A 19,135-nucleotide genomic window follows, 5' to 3' on the forward strand; every position below is an offset into this window, starting at 1 on the left:
GTAAAGAAACAGCTCAGAGCCTAAAGCAATATAAAACATGAAATTAGCAGAAATATCCATAAAACGTCCTTCATTAGTTATCGTATTATTTACGATTCTAACATTAGGAGGACTGTTCAGTTACAGTAATTTAGGTTACGAATTGATTCCGAAATTTGAAACAAACGTGATTTCAATTTCAACTGTATATCCCGGTGCATCTCCTAGTGAGGTGGAAAACACCGTTACTAAAAAGATCGAAGACGCAATTTCGTCCCTCGAAAACATCAAAAAAATTGACTCGAAATCTTTTGAAAGTTTATCATCGGTTGCGATAACATTGACATCAACCGCTGATGTTAATATTTCTATGAACGATGCGCAACGAAAGATAAATGCCATTATCAATGACTTGCCAGATGATGCACAAGCGCCTTCGTTAAACAAGTTTTCTTTGAGTGATTTACCAATCATGACCATTGGTGCCAACGGAAAAATGGACGAAGTAGCATTTTATGACTTAGTTGATAAAAAATTAGCGCCCGTACTATCACGTGTACAAGGAGTTGCACAAGTAAACATCACTGGTGGACAAGAACGTGAGATTCAGGTCAATCTTGATGCCGTAAAAATGCAAGCCTACGGACTCTCAGTTCCTCAGGTGCAACAAAACATTCTATCTTCGAACTTAGATTTTCCAACAGGAAATATTCAAACTCGGGAACAAAAAATATTAATCCGTTTAGCCGGAAAATATAAAAATGTTCAAGAGTTAAGAAATTTAATAGTTTCTTCTAAAAATGGAATCCAAGTACGTCTTGGTGATATTGCTGATGTTCAAGACACTCAAAAAATTACAGAGAAAGTAGCGCGTGTCAATCAGAATAGCGCGATTATTTTACAAATCATCAAACAATCAGATGCCAATGCGGTTGCTGTTAGTGAAGAGTTAGTAAAAACTATTGCCAAACTAGAAGCAGAGTATAAAACGGCGGAATTAAAACTAGAAATTGCAAAAGACAGTACCATTTTTACGCTTGAAGCTGCTGATGCTGTAGTACACGATTTGCTTATTGCAGTACTTTTAGTTGCATTTGTGATGTTATTCTTTTTGCACAGTATTCGAAACTCATTGATTGTAATGGTTTCTATTCCAGCATCGTTAATTGCTACATTTATTGGTATTTACTTAATGGGATACACGTTGAACTTAATGAGTTTATTAGGATTATCACTTGTGGTAGGTATTCTTGTAGATGATGCCATTGTGGTTCTGGAAAATATTTATAGGCACATGGAAATGGGCAAAAACAAAGTTCGTGCTGCTTATGATGGTACTGCCGAAATTGGCGGAACAGTAGTATCGATTACGCTTGTAATTGTGGTAGTATTTTTACCAATTGCATTGAGTTCTGGACTGGTTTCTAATATTATTACACAATTTTGTGTCACGGTAATTATATCTACTTTATTATCATTATTAGCTTCGTTTACGATCATTCCTTGGTTGTCATCCCGATACGGAAAATTAGAACATATTGAAGGTAAAAACCTTTTCGGAAGAGTTATCCTTGGGTTCGAAAGTTACTTGACCCGTTTCATCAACTGGATTTCTGGATTATTGACCTGGTGTTTGGATCATTACAAAACAACACTTGCCATTGTTTTGGTTATATTCTTCAGTTCTATTGCATTGGTACCCGCAGGATTTATTGGAGGTGAATTCTTTGCTGCATCAGACAGTGGCGAGTTTTTAGTTCAAATAGAATTGCCTAAAGATGCTTCACTGGAACAAACTAACTTTATGACGCAAAAGGCAGAAGCTTTTTTAAAGAAAGAATCCTTTGTAGAAAGCCAGTTTACTATTGTGGGTCAAACTAGTGGAGGAATGGGTGCATCGCAATCTACTGCCTACAAATCCGAGATTAACGTAAAAATGGTAGGCTTGGATAAGCGCGATGAACCTGCAAATGTATATGCGGCAAAAACAAAACGTAAATTAGAAAAACTTTTAGTTGGAGCAAAAGTAAAAACCGTTCCGGTTGGTATTTTAGGAACAGCTGAAGATGCTACTTTAGGACTTATTGTAACAGGTCCAGATGTAGCAAGTGCGATGAAATTTGCCATTGCTGCCGAAAAAGAATTGCGCAGCATTCCGGGAGCAACAGAGATTGAATTATCTGTAGAAGATGGAAATCCTGAAGTAAGTGTAAAAGTAGATAGAGATAAAATGGCCGCATTAGGTTTGAGTTTACAAACAGTAGGTATCACCATGCAAACGGCTTTTAGCGGGAATACTGACGGACGTTTTAGAGCTGGTGAATACGAATACGACATCAATATTAAATACAATGCATTCGATAGAAAAAGTATTGCTGATGTAAGCAACTTGATTTTTATCAATGATATGGGACAACAGATCAAACTAAATCAATTTGCAACCGTTACGGAAGGTTCTGGTCCAAGCCAATTGGAACGTAGAGATAAAACGGCATCGGTGACCGTAAAAGGTCAAAATGTTGGTATTTCTTCTGGAACGATTGTATCACAATGGGAAGAGAAAATTGACAAACTTAAAAAACCTGTTGGTGTAGATTACATCTGGGGTGGACAGAAAGAGAATGAAACAGAAGGTTTTGGAACCTTAGGAATTGCTTTATTGGCTGCTATCATCTTGGTTTATCTTGTAATGGTTTCGTTGTACGACAGTTTTGCGCATCCATTTGTGGTATTGTTTGCCATTCCGCTTTCGTTTATTGGAGCGATGTTAGCTTTGGCTTTAACCAATAATACCCTGAATATATTTACTATTTTAGGTATCATCATGCTAATTGGTCTAGTTTGTAAAAATGCGATTATGCTTGTAGACTACACCAATCAACGCAGAGCAGCTGGTGAAACGATTAGAACTGCATTAATTCAAGCCAATCATGCTCGATTACGTCCTATTTTGATGACGACTATTGCTATGGTTTTTGGTATGTTCCCAATTGCATTAGCTTCTGGAGCTGGAGCAGAATGGAAAAATGGTTTGGCTTGGGTAATTATTGGTGGATTAATTTCATCATTATTCTTGACCTTGATTATTGTTCCTGTGATTTATGAAATCATGGAAAAACTAATTGCTAAATTCTCTAAAGGAGAAAAAGTTGATTATGAGGCTGAAATGGTTGCTGATTATGTGCACACCGAATTAAGCGAGGATGGTTTTAATCCGAAACATACGGTATAAAACGTAATTGTTTTTAAAACAGAAAACCTGTTCATTTATTTGGACAGGTTTTTTTTATGGTTAAAAATTCCAATACGAATTCCATTTTAATAATGGCAACAATTGGCTTTTATACCTTTTTAATCACATACGTCACAATTCCCCAGATGATTAATTGATTTTCTTCGGTGACTTTTATCGGAGAATACGATGGATTTTCAGGCATCAGAAATAAACAGTCTTTCTCGACTTGCATTCGTTTCACCGTGAACTCTCCATCAATGAAACAAATCGCAATTTTATTGTTTTGCGGCTCCAAACTTCTATCCACAACAAGAACATCTTTGTCATTGATTCCAGCATCAATCATAGAATTTCCTTTGACTCTAATATAAAAAGTCGCTAGTGGATTTTCGCTTAATTGCTTGTTTAAATCAATGTTCGTTTCCATAAAATCAGCTGCTGGCGATGGAAATCCAGCTGAAACACCTTCATTGATGAAAGGAATTCGCAATTCACTTTCAAAATCAGGCAGAAAAAAAGTCAACTTTTGTCCTTTGTTTATTGGCATTTTATTTCGAGTATGTCTTTAAAATTAGTGGTATATCTTGGTGATAAATGATTTTGTTTCATGTTCCAAGTCAAACTTAAATTTTGAGTGGCTAGCTTTACTTTCTTGTCACCAATCTTATTATTGAGGCCATCCATTACTTTCATCAACAGCAAATGTTTTGGGTTTTCCTCATCAAACAATTGCAATTGTTTCTTGTTTTCATCTATCAACTCCGTTACAATAACTCCTGCTTTCTTAAATTTCAAATATTCATTTCCTTGGTGTAGTTTTTTCAACATATCAATGGCTGCATTGCTAATGGTCAACGTAGAATTTGACGCAAACGGCAAAGTTACTGCCATATTAAAATAATATTTTGAGGTTTGCACCGTATGTTTATCCACCACAAGCATTACAATAATGGTATGACAGCAAGAGTTTTGTTTTCGTAATTTCTCTGCACAAACGGCTGCAAAAGTGGCTACACGTTCTCGCAATAAATCAAAATCAGCAATCTGTTTTGGGAAACTTCGGGTGGTTGCAATACTTTTCTTTTGCTCCACAATGGGTTCTAAATCCAAAACTGATTTTCCTTCGAGTTCGTATTTTAAACGCAAACCAATGACACCCATTTCTTTTCTTATCCAAGCTTCATGTTGCGGTGCAATAAAATCTAAAGCAGTCACAATATTTTTGACTTTCATCTTTTTATTCATTCGGTAACCAATACCCCAAACGTCTTCAATCTTTGTCCATTTCAAGGCTTTGATTCGTTTTTCATCGCTATCAATAACATAAACACCTTTCGTTCTGTCTTGGAATTTCTTGGCAATTTTATTAGCTACTTTAGACAAGGCTTTCGTTGGCGCAAAGCCAATGCAAACGGGAATTCCTACCCATTTTTGCACACGGGTTTTCATTTGGATTCCATAATCATGATAGTCCAAAACAGTCATGCCATCAAAATTCAGGAAGGCTTCGTCGATGCTGTAAATTTCTAAATTTGGAGTAAATTGCCCTAAAATAGCCATCACGCGATTACTCAAATCACCGTAGAGTGCATAATTTGAAGAAAATAATTGTACATTTTTTTCCTTTACCAATTCCTTGATCTGGAATGCTGGTGCACCCATAGTAATCCCAACCGCTTTCGCTTCATTACTTCTGGAAATGACGCAACCGTCGTTATTTGACAATATTGCAACGGGTTTCCCTACGAATTGCGGTTGAAAAACGCGCTCGCAGGAAGCATAAAAATTGTTACAATCGACTAATGCATACATGATACAAAATTACTTAATATACATCGATAGGAGTTCGTAACAAAAGTTAATTTTATATAATGTTGATAAGTAGTTTTGTTTCTAAAAGTTTTTCAAAACCACATAATTTCTATTTTAATGGACTTATTTCTGGGTCGAAATCAAAAGAAAAAACAACGAATAAAACAGAAATAGTATTAAAAAAATCTTAATGTTAGCTGCCTAATAAAATTATTTTTATTTTTATTTAAACGCCAACTACTTGATTTTAAATTGATTAAAACCAAAAAATCAATTCAAAATCTAAAAACACGAAAGCTACGTTCAAATTTTTGGCATGCTACTTGAATATCCCTAATCAAATAAGTAAAAAAGCGAAAGCCGAAAAGCTCACGAGTAGGCAAAATTCAAAATAGATGTATCATGAAAAAAATTACCCTTTTAGTAGCTAGTATTTTCGTATTTGGAGGTAGTATAGCCAACGCAGCAGAAAAAATCGATTTTTCTGTAGAAAGAAAATCTCCAGTAGATTTTAGAAACGATGATCCAATTGTGTTCACAGAAAGAGGAATTGAGTTCTTCGTTTTCCCTGACGGACAATTAGATTTTAATACACGCCCAACAACAGGTCGAGATATGTATTACAAATCAAACCAAAAAAATGGTGCAAACAAAACCTTTGGTGCACTAGGCAATAGCCGAAAAGGAAATTATGGTGTTCGAGTAGAACACGATAATATGGGTAGAGTAAGACAAGTTGGGAATGTGTTCCTTAACTACGATTTTAATGGTAGAGTAAAACGCATTGGCTCTGTTTATATGACGTATAACCGTTATGCATTAGAACGCGTAGGTGGTTTAGAAATTATTTACAACCGTCGTGGTCAAATTGTGGATATTATTGGAGCCGTAAAAGGTGGTAGAGGCTACGAATACAGCCAAAACTCAAATGGAAACAACACGTATAGTGGCAACCAAAACGCGACTGATGATGACTATTACTATTACAGAACAAATGGTACTAAAGCTAAAATCGAGGATACTAAAGTATCAGGAAGTGTAGCTATCGTAATAAATAGAAAATAATATTTAGTTTAGATTGGTTAGTTAGAAAAACCCCGCTGGTAGCAATTATCAGCGGGTTTTTTGTTTGGAAATGCAATGTACTAATTTGGTATTAGCCTAGCTTACTGGTTATTATTTAAGTACTGACCGTAATTCCTGACGGTACTGCGATGCACTTTTACCAGTAAATTCTTTGAATGATTTATTGAAGTAACTAAAGTTATTGAAACCACTTTCATAGCAAATTTCAGTGATACTGATAGGTTTTTCAGCTAAAAGTTTGGATGCGTGAACTAAGCGGTAATCATTAACAAATTTAGTAAAAGTCTTGTTCGTAATCTTTTTAAAATACCTACAAAAGGAAGGTTCTGTCATGCGCACCAATTCTGCAACTACTTCCAAGGTAATGTGTTCCTGGAAATTATCCTTGACATAATTAAAAACAGCATTGATACGGTCATTATCCTGCATTTGCATTTCCATAGAAAATCCATCAGCATTCAAAACAGTAGCTTCATTGGATAATTCCAGTTCATTCAGAATACGCAACATCGTCAACAATCTTTCAAATTGCGACTGTTCTTCCATCGACTCTATCTCCTTGCCAATATTCTTCTTAGTTTCACCTTCAAAAGCAATTCCAGCTTTAGCTCTACTAAAAAGATTCCGAATAGCTGTCATTTCAGAAATATCAAAAAAACCATTACCCAAGAAGTCCGGTTTCATTTGTATCACCGTTTCGTTTTTATTTCCCGTTTCTTCATTGGTAAATCCACAATGTGGCAGATTACTTCCAATCAAGATTAAATCACCATCGGTATAATACGAAATGTGACTTCCTATTTGGCGTTTTCCAGCACCTCCATTTACAAAAACAAGTTCAATTTCAGGGTGATAATGCCACAAGTGTGCCTTGCTATTCGCATTTTCAACATATTGAGAAAAGCTAAAAGAACTCCCAAAAGAAGGCGCAATACTTTCAAAAGCTGGTGGTATAATTTTCATACGAATCCGTATTTAGAATTAGCACAAATTTACCAAAAATAGATACTCAATTAACTTTTTTAACCTTAATCGATTTCGTAAAAGGTAAAATAGCACATAAATTAGAAAATTCAGCACTACTCATACTGAATAGGTTACAGTAATTTAGCCTCAGATAAATATCATTATAAATCTAAAAATTTACAATTATGAAAAAGATTTTAAAATTTAGTTTAGTGTTAACTGCAATAGTATTGACTGCGGTACAAGCACACGCAGGAAACGCAGATTTTTCACTGGATTTAATAAAAGAAGAAGGAAAAACGGTGAGTTTTAGTTTGAAAGAGATTAAGAAAATTGACTTGTCTATTTATGATATCAATGACAGTTTAATCTATCAGGAAAAAGTAACCTCTGAAGAAAACATCAACAGAACATACGATTTGACTGCTTTACCAGACGGTATTTACTTCTTAAAAGCAGAGGACGATCACAAAATTTCGAAGTATAAAATAGAAGTAGTTGGTAACACAGCAAAGTTATCTGCTGATGCTATTTCTGAAGTATACAAACCCGTTTTAGTAAACAAAAACGGAATTGTTACGGTAAATGTTTTAAACCTAGAAAAAACTCCAGTAACTGTTGTCCTTTACGACTCGAATCAAACAGAAGTATACAATGAAACATTGGAAGCCGATCTTTATGTGGGTAAAATGTTTGACTTAACTGCTGCTCAAAACGGTAAATATACATTTGAGATAACGTACAATGGTAAAACATTTATGGAAACTGTTAGTAACAAATAGTGATTAAATAAATTGTAGTAATTATAAGGCTGTCTTTATAGGACAGCCTTTTTTTTTGAGGTAAAGAATTGAAAAAGACTACAATTTACCCTTTAATTACAACCATCTATTCCGCAGCTGTCTCCATCAGTAGTATTCAATAGTGTTGGTTTACTTTGAAACTTACCTTCTTCCCATACTTTCTCCAATGTTTTCACAAATGTCTCGACATGTTGCGCACCAGAAACTGCATATTTATTATCGAAAACAAAGAAGGGAACTCCTTGAACCCCTATAGATTGCGCTTCATTAATATCCTGCTGAACTTCATTTGCGTATGCATTAGAATGCAATACTTCATCAATAGATTCAGCGTTCAGTCCTACTTCTAGTCCCAATGCCTTCAACGTATCCAAGTCATTTATATTCTTACCATCAGTCAGATAGGCTTTGAACAATAATTCTTCTAAGTCATTTGCCAAGTTATACTTTTTGGCTAAATGCAATAAACGATGCGCATGTAGAGAATTAGCCATAACCGCTTTTTCGAAATGGAAATCCAATCCTGAATTTTTAGCATTCTGCGTCATATCATCAAGCATTCCTTGAGCCCAATCGGTATCTTTTCTATATTTTTCTGCCAAATGCTCGACCATATTATCTTCCGGAGAAGCTATAAAACTTGGGTCCAACTGAAAACTTTTCCATTCAATTTCAACGGCATCTTTATGTTCAAAATTTTGTAAAGCACCTTCTATTCTCCTTTTACCTATATAACAAAACGGACACATGATATCCGACCAGATTTGTATTTTTAATGTATTTGTCATCTTTCTTTATTTAGTAAACGATTAAATCATTTGTATATACAAATTTAATAAAACTAGTTTAAAATCAATTCGATATTAAGCTTTTATTAGGAATTGAGGGATTGGCTTTATTCGAAGTAATTCATAAAAAAAACCATCAAAAATTGCTCTTGATGGTTTTCTGTATATTTTAAAGCTTTCGTTTATGCCAATAAATCCAAAATAAATGAAGGATACAAACCTAATGCGATATTCAATACAATTGCTATAACGGCAACGGCATAAATGATAACCGGAGTTCCTTTTCTTTCTTCATTAGGTTCTTTGGTATACATCGCCAAAATCAATTTGAAGTAGTAACCAACACTAATAATAGAGTTCACAACCGCTACGATTACTAAAGCCAAGTAACCCGCTTGAATCGTTTGATTGAACAAAACCAACTTAGCAAAGAATCCAGCAAAAATTGGAATACCAGCCATCGAAAGTAAAGCTGACGTAAGAATAGCGGCTAACAATGGATTTGTTTTTCCCAATCCGTGGAAATTAACCACATCTTCGTTGTCTCTATTTTTACAAACGTATAAAATCACACTAAAGGCTGCGATTCCAGACAATGAATACGCTGAAGCATAATACAACAAACTACCTGCTGAAGTAGACAAACTCAATAAAGTCATCAACATGAAACCAGCGTGAGAAACCCCTGAAAAAGCCAGCATACGTTTTACATTCGTTTGTCTCAAAGCCATAATATTACCAACGGTCATTGAAGCCATTGAAATAATAACTACTACCATTTTGAATGACTCAGAAACATCCGCATTCATAACTGATAATAACTTGTACAGAGTAGCCATAGCAACTACTTTCGCCAAAGTACTCATCAATGCTGTTGTCAATGCAGGAGAACCTTCGTAAACGTCCGGAGCCCAGAAATGAAATGGAACTGCAGCCACCTTAAACAACATTCCGATGGTTAATAATACAATTCCGATTGGAAACCAAATTGGCAATTCAGCTGATTGTGATAATTCACTAATTTCAGTAACATCAAAACTTCCCATAGCTCCGTAAATCAAACAGATACCAAACAGAATGATTCCAGATGCAAAGGATCCCATTAGGAAATACTTCATTCCCGCTTCATTACTTTTTAAATTCATACGATCACTTGCCGCAAGAATATAAAGCGCAATGGATAACACTTCAATTCCTAAAAAGAACATCGCTAAGTTTCCAAAAGAAACCATTGCTACTGCTCCTGCCAATAAAAATATTTTTATGGCAATATAATCAGAGATTTTAGATTGATGATTTTCATAAAAGTTATGTCCTAAAGCCACCAAGAAAATGGTAAGCACAATAAACAAAGACGAAAAAGTACCTGAAAATTTACTCACAACAATCATGTTATTGTAGTAACTCTCGGTAGAATTAAATTCAGATATAGTTAAACCCAGCACTCCCAATAATCCAAGTATTGTTATTGGAACAATGGCTTTCCTTAAATTAAAAATTTCAAATAAAAGGCATAAAACACCTAATCCTATTATAGCTATTAATGTATTCATTTTTTATTTGACTTAGTTAATTCGGTTTATTTGAGTTAAAATTTCTTCCAGACTTGGGGTAATCAAATCGGTAATTGGTTTTGGATACATCCCAAAAAAGAACAGTACACCAATTATAATTACTAATGTTATTCCTTCATTGATCGTTACATCAGCAAAAACTTTAGAATTGGTTTCTCCCAACATTGCATGTTGAAACATTTTCAACATATAATACGCTCCTAAAATTATTGTTGTTCCTCCTAAAATGGCAAACCAAATATTAATTTGAGAAAGACTGTATAAAACGGTGAATTCTCCAATAAAGTTAAAAGTAGTTGGTAAGGCAACAGATGCTAAAACCAAAATCAAAAACATCGAAGTAAATTTTGGTGATTGTGTGCGAATACCGCCCATTTCAACAATGGCTCTAGTTTCGTATCTTCTGAAGATAATTTCAGCTGCATAAAACAATCCAACAACTACAAATCCGTGTGCAATCATTTGTAAAACTGCACCTCGTAAACCGTCTAATGTCAATGTGTACGTTCCAGCTGCAATCAAACCAACGTGAGCCAAAGAAGAATACGCTAATAATTTCTTTAAATCTTTTTGTTTCAAAGCAACGATAGAACCGTAAATAACACCTGCAATTCCGAGTCCGATAAAAATGTACATGTACTCTTTGGCAGCCAATGGCGCCAATGGCAATTGCCAACGAATAACACTGTACAATCCCATTTTTAGCATGATACCAGATAAAAGCATCGTACCAACGGTTGGCGCTTTTTGGTAAACACTTGCTTGCCACGTATGAAAAGGAATTAAAGGAATCTTAATCGCATACGCTAAAAAGAAAGCTAGGAATATCCATAATTGTTCATTTGCTGTTAGATTCAATTTGTATAAATCTTCTAATAAAAGACTTCCTGCTTTTTGATACATGTAAACAAAAGCAACCAACATAAATAAAGAACCGGCCAGTGTGTAGATAAAGAATTTAACTACTGCTTTTTTGCGATCTTCAGTATCTCCGTTACCCCAAATTAAGGCGATAAAGTAAATAGGAATCAATGATAATTCCCAGAAAATATAATACAAAAGACCATCTGACGCCAAGAATGTTCCTGCCATTGCAAACGACATAAACAAGATTAACGCATAAAATGATTTTGAATTTTTATATTCATTTCCAAAAGAAGAAAAAATAATTATTGGAGTCAAAACTGTGGTCAATAAAAGCATTGCCATTGATAATCCGTCTGCTTTTAGAGCAAAAGAAATATTAGGTTGCGTAATCCACTGGTTGATGAAACTGATGTTTTCACCTGAATTATAGTGATTTAATAATACAATAGAAGCGCCTGCAGCAGCTAACCCAAAGAACAAAGCCACTTTTGAAGCCAGTTTATCGCCCGCAAGATAAGTTGCAAACGCACCAACCAAAAGTATAATTAATATTAGAGATACATTCATAGTATAAGATTATTGAGCTAAAAATAAATAAGAAACAATGGCACAAAGCCCTAATACGAAAACAAAAAGATAAAGACCAATGCTTCCATTTTGTATTTTCTTTCCTTGGTAACTTATTTCGTTGGTAACTTTTCCGAAGCCAAAAACTAAAGCTGACAAACCAGTTTCTAGAGTGTCTCTGAAAAAACGAGACAAGAAATTAATTGGTTTAACAAAAATAGCATCATAAAATTCATCAACATAATATTTATTGTAAAGCACTTTAGAAAATCCTGTAATGGCAGCATCTTCTGTTGGAACTGTATTTTGTTTGATGTATTTGGCGTAAGCAATACCAATACCTACTAATCCACCCACAACAGCAATAGCCATCAAGATATATTCTGTAGTTCCTAAATGGTGTTCAGCAGTTGCTAATTTTGGTAAAATTGGAATTAGATAATGATTCAACCAACTGTTTCCAGGCAAACTAATCAAACCACCAATAGTAGCCAAAATTGCTAGAATAATCAAAGGAATGGTAATCAAAGATGGACTTTCGTGCAAATGATGCTTTTGTTCTGCAGTTCCTCTGAATTCTTGGAAAAACGTTAAGAACATCAAACGGAACATATAGAAAGCAGTCATTATAGAAGCAACCGAAGCCACAACCCATAACGGAATATTATGATGGAAAGCCACTAATAAGATTTCGTCTTTCGAGAAAAAACCTGAGAATAATGGAACTCCAGAAATTGCTAATGAAGCAATCAACATGGTTACAAACGTAATTGGCATTGCTTTTTTCAAGCCGCCCATATTTCGCATGTCTTGTTCTCCATGCAAAGCATGAATTACAGAACCTGAACCCAAGAACAAACAAGCTTTGAAAAAAGCGTGCGTGATTACATGGAAAACAGCCACTTCATAAGCGCCTAAACCTAAAGCCAAAAACATTAACCCTAATTGAGAAACGGTAGAGTAAGCCAAGACTTTCTTAATATCATTTTGGACTAATCCTATGGTTGCAGCAACTAAAGCAGTAACAGCTCCAACAATTGCAATTATAGATTGTACATCTGGAGTTAAATCAAATAAGAAATTCAATCTGGTAATCATAAATATCCCTGCAGTTACCATTGTAGCTGCGTGAATCAATGCAGAAACTGGTGTTGGACCTGCCATCGCATCCGGTAACCATGTATACAATGGAATTTGTGCTGATTTACCACAAGCTCCAATGAATAAAGCGAAAGCAGCAACAGAAAGCCAATACATATTAAGGTCAGTTGCACCGGCAATAGCCGTTTTTAAAGTAGCATAATCTAAAGTTGAAAATAAATTTCCAAGAATGAAAATTCCAACTAACAACCCTAAATCACCAATACGGTTCATTATGAATGCTTTCTTTGCAGCGTCATTGTACTCTTGGTTTTTATGCCAAAATCCAATTAACAAATACGAACAAAGACCTACACCTTCCCAACCGATGAACAATACTAATAAGTTACTTCCTATTACTAATGTAATCATGAAGAATATAAACAGATTCAAATACGCGAAAAACTTGTGCATATTTTCATCATCGTGCATGTAACTGATAGAATACAAATGAATCAAAGACCCAATTCCGGTTACGAAAAGCAACCATAAAATAGACAATTGGTCCAATTGAAATCCAAAATCAACTTTGAAATTACTGATTTGGATCCAATCAAAAAGTGAAATCCGAATTCCTTCCGGTTGCGCTGAAATTCCACTAAAGAAATAAGCAGTTGCAATAAAAGAAACCAAAACTGAAAGTGTTCCGATTATTCCAGAAAGTGATTTTCCAAGGCTTTTGCCAAAGAAAACATTGAATAAAAATCCTAAAAAAGGAGCAAGAACTAAAACTAAAGCTATATTGGTATTCATTTCCATTTATCCTTTTAAGTTTTTTAAATTATCGATAGTAATTGAACCTAAGTTTCTAAAAATAGAAACTAGAATTGCCAATCCTACCGCAACTTCTGCCGCAGCAACTGCCATCGAGAAAAACACAAAAACTTGTCCTTGCGCATCTTGATGGTACGTTGAAAAAGCAACAAACAATAAGTTTACGGCATTCAACATAATTTCAATTGACATAAATACGATAATGGCATTTCGTCTGTACAACACTCCAAAAATTCCAATACAAAAAAGTATTACACTCAGGAATATATAATTTTCAATACCAATGTGGTTTAAAATATTGTTCATCTTATTTTTGCAATTTTTCTTTTTTAGACAATAATACCGTTCCAATCATAGCAACCAAAAGTAATATAGAAGCAAACTCAAACGGAACCATATATTCATTCAGCAGTATTTTACCCAATACTTTTATCGACTGATAATCCTCACCAGTTGTAACATACTCACCCACGATTGGTTTTGAATTTATAAAAATCAAAATAAGAACAATGCATATTAAACAAAAGGAAACAATAGCGCCTAATCGGGTAATTCGTGGTCTGTGCACTTCTTTTTGCTCATTCAAATTCATCAACATGATCGTGAATAAAAACAAAATCATGATCGCTCCAGAATACACAATAACGTGTACTATCGCTAAAAATTGAGCATTCAATAACAAGTAATGACCGGCAATAGAAAAGAAACAAATCACTAAATAAATAGCACTGTGTATAGGATTTTTACTAAAAATTGTCAAAAATGCTGTTGACAAAGTTATAGCTGATAATACACAAAATATAATAAGTATCGTAGACATTAGTTAGCGTTTTTAAGTTGAGCATTTTTCATTGCGATATCTAAAGGCATCACTAATCTATCTTTACCAAAGATAAAATCTTCTCTTTCATAACTGGAAGGAACCAATACTTTAGAAGTTGTCAGGTAAATGGCATCTTTCGGACAAGCTTCTTCACATAATCCACAGAAAATACAACGCAACATATTGATTTCATATATCGATGCATATTTCTCTTCTCTGTACAAATGTTTTTCATCCGCTCTGCGCTCTTCCGCTTTCATAGTGATGGCTTCTGCAGGACAAGATAACGCACATAAACCACAGGCTGTGCAGTTCTCACGACCTTGTTCATCCCGTTTCAACTGGTGTTGACCGCGATAAACCGGACTCATTTCACGCACTTGCTCCGGATATTGAATCGTTACTTTTCTGGTGAATAAATGCTGAATCGTAATTATCAAACCTTTGACAATCGCAATAAGATACATTCTTTCCCAAAAAGTCATCTCCTTGTTAGAGACTTGCTTTTTTCTTCCCGATAAGGATATACTTTCTATTGACATTTTTTATTTTTATTTGAAGCTTAATCCTGCTATTCGTTTCAATCTTTATTGTTTTTAAAGAAAAACAAATAAAGGATTTCCACTGCTATCAGGGCTAGGGCTTTTTCGGTACTAATTAAAATCCTAAATAAGTAGCAATTTCTGCTCTCAAAATTACAATTCCGGTAATTATAATATTAATGATTGATAATGGAATTAATATTCTCCAACCCAAATGCATCAATTGATCGTATCTGAATCTTGGAATAGTCCAACGAACCCACATGTAGAAAAATATGAATCCACACAATTTGATAAACAAAGCACCAAATCCTAAAACATTGGCAATATTTACACCCCAATTTTCAACAACCCAACTCATTCCAGGATAATTATATCCACCAAAGAATAAAACCGCCAAAATCGTAGAAGAAATAAACATATTCGCATATTCAGCAAATAAATAGAATCCCATTTTCATTGATGAATATTCCGTGTGATATCCTCCAATTAATTCACTTTCGCATTCCGCTAAGTCAAAAGGAGTTCTATTCGTTTCTGCAAAAGCACAAATTAAAAATATAATAAAAGATAACGGTTGGTAAAACACATTCCAATTCATTCCTGCTTGTTGTGCCGAAATCTCTCTTAAACTCAAGGTTCCTGTCATCATTAACAAAGCAATCATCGAAAGTCCCATGGCAACTTCATAAGATACCATTTGAGAAGCAGCACGAACCGCACCCATCAAAGAGAACTTATTATTAGATGCCCAACCACCAATCATGATTCCGTAAACACCTACTGATACAACTCCAAAAAAGTATAACAATCCAATGTTTAAATCAGTTGCCTGCAATAAAATATCTCTTCCAAATAAATGCAGCCTGTCTCCCCAAGGTATCACAGCACTCGTCATTAATGCAGTACTCATTGCGATTGCCGGACCTACAAAAAACAAAAATCTGTTTGGTGTATTGGGTTCAAATTCTTCTTTCGAGAATAATTTTAAACCATCGGCAAGCGGTTGAAACAATCCCAAAGGACCTGCTCTGTTTGGTCCAACACGATCTTGAAGCCAAGCGGCAACTTTTCGTTCTGCCCAAGTGGAATACATTGCCATCAACATTGTCAAAGCAAAAACCGCAACAATAATGACACTTTTTTCTATGATAAATACATTATCCATTATTACCCAAGTTTTTTTGATTAATAATGTCTTCTTCAGTCAATGGAATTTCGACCATGCTGATTTTCTTACGGTCTTCTTCTCTACCTAAAAGGATATTTTCTTCAGTGGCGATTTCCACTTTTTGTAATTTTCTGTTGTATTTATTTTGGTTGATAACCGAATCTTTTTCGAATGCTCTCGGTCCTTCAATAGTCCAATCAGCAATGTCTTTGTGGTCAAAACGACATCCATTACAAATAAATTCATCTACTTCATGGTACTCATCTTTTCTTCCGGTAACACGTTGGATTTCGTCACCAAACATCCAAACGGTAGTTTTTCCAGAACAAGTAGGACAATTTCTGTGTGCATTATAAGGCTTGCTAAACCAAACTCTGGATTTAAATCTAAATGTTTTATCCGTTAAAGCTCCTACTGGACATACATCAATCATATTTCCTGAGAACTCATTATCAACCGCTTTTGAGATACAAGTTGATATATTAGAATGATCTCCTCTATCCATTACTCCGTGAACACGATCGTCAGTCAACTGATCTGCCACCATTACGCAACGGTAACAAAGGATACAACGGTTCATGTGCAATTGAATATTTGGACCAATATTTTCTGGCTCAAATGTTCTCTTTTCTTCGATAAAACGAGTTTCTGATTTCCCGTGCTCAAAGCTTAAATTTTGCAAATCACATTCTCCTGCCTGATCACAAACCGGACAATCTAACGGGTGATTAATCAATAAAAATTCCGTTACAGATTTTCTGGCTTCGGTTACTCTTGGCGAAGATTTACTGTTTACTTCCATTCCGTCCATACAACCGGTTACACAAGATGCCATTAATTTAGGCATTGGTCTTGGGTCGGCTTCACTTCCTTTGGAAACTTCCACTAAACAACAACGGCATTTCCCACCGCTCCCTTTTAGTTTAGAATAATAGCACATCGCTGGCGGAACTACTTCTCCACCTATCATACGTGCTGCCTGCAGGATTGTTGTTCCTGGTTCTACTTCTATGCTTTGACCGTCTATGGTTACTTTCATTTTCTGAAATTCTTGACTTTATACGATTACTTTAGAAACTAAATGCTTTACTTTTTCAAAAGGTTCAGCAACAAAATGATCTCTATGTTTTATTTTTTCTGGGAAACGAATATGGTATTCAAACTCCTCTCTAAAGTGACGAATTGCCGCTGCCACTGGCCAAGCTGCTGCGTCACCTAAAGGACAAATAGTATTTCCCTCAATTTTACTTTGAATGCTCAATAGCAAATCGATATCTTCTTCACGACCGTGACCGTTTTCGATTCGGTGCAATACTTTTTCCATCCATCCTGTACCTTCACGACAAGGAGAACATTGTCCACAGCTTTCGTGGTGATAAAAACGAGAGAAATTCCAAGTATTACGAACGATGCAAGACGTATCATTGTAAACAATAAATCCTCCTGATCCTAACATAGAACCAGTTGCAAATCCACCGTCACTTAAAGATTCATATGACATCAAACGATCTTCACCGTTTGCCGTTTTATAAATTAAATGTGCAGGTAAAACAGGAACAGAACTTCCTCCAGGTACAAATGCTTTCAAAGGTCTATCAGAACTCATTCCGCCTAAATACTCATCAGAATTCATGAATTCGTAAACACTTAAACCCAATTCAATTTCATAAACACCTTGATTTTTTATATGGCCAGAAGCTGAAATTAATTTGGTTCCTGTAGAACGTCCGATACCAATTTTAGCATATTCCGCACCAGTATTATTGATAATCCAAGGCACAGCGGCAATTGTTTCTACATTATTTACAACCGTTGGATTTGCCCAAAGCCCTGAAATTGCAGGAAATGGTGGTTTGATACGAGGATTTCCTCTTTTACCTTCCAATGATTCGATTAAAGCAGTTTCTTCACCACAGATGTAAGCTCCGGCACCACAATGAACATAAAGTTCTAAATCGTATCCTGAACCTAATATATTTTTGCCCAAAAATCCAGCAGCTTTTGCTTCGTTAATGGCTTTTTCCAATATTTTATAAACCCACATGTATTCTCCACGAATGTAGATGTAAGAAAGGTTTGCACCCAAAGCATAGCTGGAAGTAATCATTCCCTCAATCAATAAATGAGGAATAAATTCCATCAAATAACGATCTTTGAAAGTTCCCGGTTCTGATTCATCCGCATTACAAACTAAATGTCTTGGTTTTCCTGATTTTTTATCAATAAAACTCCACTTCATTCCGGCTGGGAAACCTGCTCCACCACGACCACGCAACCCTGAAGTTTTCACTTCTTCAACCACTTCGTCTGGGGTTAATGTTTTTAAGGCTTTTTCTACTGAAGCATAACCACCGTTTTGACGGTATACTTCGTAGGTTTTAATTCCTGGAATATTTATTTTATCTAATAATATTTTTTGTGACATATTATTTATCGTGTAATATTATTGTATCGTTTTTGCAATCTTCAATTAACTGGTCGATTTTTGCTGCCGTCAAATGTTCTTTGTAAAAATCGCCTAATTGCATCATTGGAGCGTAACCACAAGCACCTAAGCATTCAACTCCTCTCACTTCAAAAAGACCGTCTGAAGTAGGTTCACCCACTTTTACACCTAATTTTTCACAGGTATAATCCATTAAATCCTCCACTCCATTCAAACAACAAGGAGAAGTTTGACAAAACTCGAACATGTATTTCCCAATTGGTCTTTGGTTGTACATCGTATAAAACGATACTACTTCGTAAACTTCAATTGGCTTAATCAAAAGGATTTCGGCTACTTTATTCATTAATTCAATACTCAACCAATTGTCGTGAGCATCTTGAACTTCATGCAAAACAGGCAATAAGGCCGATTTTCTTTTGTCTTCAGGATAATGACTTATTAATTCATTGATGCGAGACATCAATGCTTCAGTCATATTTATTTCTTGTTTGTGATACGTTCTTTCCATTCTTTAATTTTAGATTTTAGATTTTAGATTTTGGATTTTTCAATCTTCAGT

17 protein-coding genes are annotated in these 19,135 nt (G+C 35.1%); 3 read left to right on the top strand and 14 right to left on the bottom strand.

Annotation, left to right across the window (positions count from 1 at the left end; translation table 11 throughout):
* The first annotated feature begins 37 nt into the window (after positions 1-37).
* A complete protein-coding gene (locus V5J73_RS13735) occupies positions 38-3,211 on the top strand; it encodes an efflux RND transporter permease subunit (RefSeq protein WP_338646540.1) in 3,174 nt (1,057 codons plus the stop codon).
* A gap of 109 nt (positions 3,212-3,320) precedes the next feature.
* On the opposite strand, the gene V5J73_RS13740 is transcribed toward V5J73_RS13735, so the two are convergent.
* Both V5J73_RS13740 and V5J73_RS13745 read right to left on the bottom strand, forming a co-directional pair.
* Complete coding sequence (locus V5J73_RS13740; RefSeq protein WP_338646541.1) at positions 3,321-3,761, bottom strand: LexA family protein; 441 nt, start codon at positions 3,759-3,761, stop codon at positions 3,321-3,323.
* On the bottom strand, positions 3,752-5,026 hold the full coding sequence (locus V5J73_RS13745; RefSeq protein ID WP_338646542.1) for a Y-family DNA polymerase: 1,275 nt from the start codon (positions 5,024-5,026) through the stop codon (positions 3,752-3,754). Before V5J73_RS13745 ends, V5J73_RS13740 begins: the two co-directional genes overlap by 10 nt.
* A gap of 402 nt (positions 5,027-5,428) precedes the next feature.
* Here V5J73_RS13745 and V5J73_RS13750 point away from each other — a divergent pair, with 402 nt between their 5' ends.
* Positions 5,429-6,091, top strand: coding sequence for a hypothetical protein (locus V5J73_RS13750; RefSeq protein ID WP_338646543.1), 663 nt, complete (start codon positions 5,429-5,431; stop codon positions 6,089-6,091).
* A 111-nt stretch (positions 6,092-6,202) separates the two neighbouring features.
* Here the strand turns inward: V5J73_RS13750 and V5J73_RS13755 are convergent, their stop codons facing one another.
* Positions 6,203-7,075 carry an AraC family transcriptional regulator gene (locus V5J73_RS13755; protein ID WP_338646544.1) on the bottom strand — a complete coding sequence of 291 codons (873 nt, stop codon included), beginning with the start codon at positions 7,073-7,075 and terminating at the stop codon, positions 6,203-6,205.
* Positions 7,076-7,263: 188 nt separating this feature from the next.
* On the opposite strand from V5J73_RS13755, the gene V5J73_RS13760 reads away from it, so the two are divergent.
* Positions 7,264-7,860, top strand: coding sequence for a T9SS type A sorting domain-containing protein (locus V5J73_RS13760; RefSeq protein ID WP_338646545.1), 597 nt, complete (start codon positions 7,264-7,266; stop codon positions 7,858-7,860).
* Between the two features lie 92 nt (positions 7,861-7,952).
* On the opposite strand, the gene V5J73_RS13765 is transcribed toward V5J73_RS13760, so the two are convergent.
* The 11 genes from V5J73_RS13765 to V5J73_RS13815 form a co-directional block, all read right to left on the bottom strand.
* Positions 7,953-8,669, bottom strand: a complete 717-nt coding sequence (locus tag V5J73_RS13765; protein WP_338646546.1) for a DsbA family oxidoreductase — start codon at positions 8,667-8,669, stop codon at positions 7,953-7,955.
* Positions 8,670-8,851: 182 nt separating this feature from the next.
* On the bottom strand, positions 8,852-10,222 hold the full coding sequence (locus V5J73_RS13770) for an NADH-quinone oxidoreductase subunit N (protein WP_338646547.1): 1,371 nt from the start codon (positions 10,220-10,222) through the stop codon (positions 8,852-8,854).
* A gap of 12 nt (positions 10,223-10,234) precedes the next feature.
* Entirely contained in the window at positions 10,235-11,677 is a 1,443-nt protein-coding gene (locus V5J73_RS13775; RefSeq protein ID WP_338646548.1) for a complex I subunit 4 family protein, read from the bottom strand.
* Between the two features lie 9 nt (positions 11,678-11,686).
* Positions 11,687-13,570 carry an NADH-quinone oxidoreductase subunit L gene (gene nuoL, locus V5J73_RS13780; protein ID WP_338646549.1) on the bottom strand — a complete coding sequence of 628 codons (1,884 nt, stop codon included), beginning with the start codon at positions 13,568-13,570 and terminating at the stop codon, positions 11,687-11,689.
* A 6-nt stretch (positions 13,571-13,576) separates the two neighbouring features.
* Positions 13,577-13,897: an NADH-quinone oxidoreductase subunit NuoK gene (nuoK, locus tag V5J73_RS13785; RefSeq protein ID WP_166139024.1), complete on the bottom strand. Its 321-nt coding sequence runs from the start codon at positions 13,895-13,897 to the stop codon at positions 13,577-13,579.
* Between the two features lies 1 nt (position 13,898).
* Entirely contained in the window at positions 13,899-14,411 is a 513-nt protein-coding gene (locus V5J73_RS13790; protein WP_338646550.1) for an NADH-quinone oxidoreductase subunit J family protein, read from the bottom strand.
* A complete protein-coding gene (locus tag V5J73_RS13795) occupies positions 14,411-14,956 on the bottom strand; it encodes a NuoI/complex I 23 kDa subunit family protein (protein ID WP_338646551.1) in 546 nt (181 codons plus the stop codon). Before V5J73_RS13795 ends, V5J73_RS13790 begins: the two co-directional genes overlap by 1 nt.
* Before the next feature lie 115 nt (positions 14,957-15,071).
* Positions 15,072-16,124 (bottom strand): NADH-quinone oxidoreductase subunit NuoH, encoded by a 1,053-nt coding sequence (nuoH, locus tag V5J73_RS13800; RefSeq protein ID WP_338646552.1) that lies wholly within the window; start codon positions 16,122-16,124, stop codon positions 15,072-15,074.
* Positions 16,117-17,166, bottom strand: coding sequence for a 2Fe-2S iron-sulfur cluster-binding protein (locus V5J73_RS13805; RefSeq protein ID WP_338646553.1), 1,050 nt, complete (start codon positions 17,164-17,166; stop codon positions 16,117-16,119). The genes nuoH and V5J73_RS13805 overlap by 8 nt, the downstream gene beginning before the upstream one ends.
* An 18-nt stretch (positions 17,167-17,184) precedes the next feature.
* Positions 17,185-18,552, bottom strand: a complete 1,368-nt coding sequence (nuoF, locus tag V5J73_RS13810) for an NADH-quinone oxidoreductase subunit NuoF (RefSeq protein ID WP_338646554.1) — start codon at positions 18,550-18,552, stop codon at positions 17,185-17,187.
* Position 18,553: 1 nt separating this feature from the next.
* Positions 18,554-19,084, bottom strand: coding sequence for a complex I 24 kDa subunit family protein (locus V5J73_RS13815; RefSeq protein ID WP_338646555.1), 531 nt, complete (start codon positions 19,082-19,084; stop codon positions 18,554-18,556).
* Positions 19,085-19,135 lie beyond the last annotated feature (51 nt).

The organism is Flavobacterium sp. KS-LB2 (assembly GCF_036895565.1).
GTDB lineage: Bacteria > Bacteroidota > Bacteroidia > Flavobacteriales > Flavobacteriaceae > Flavobacterium.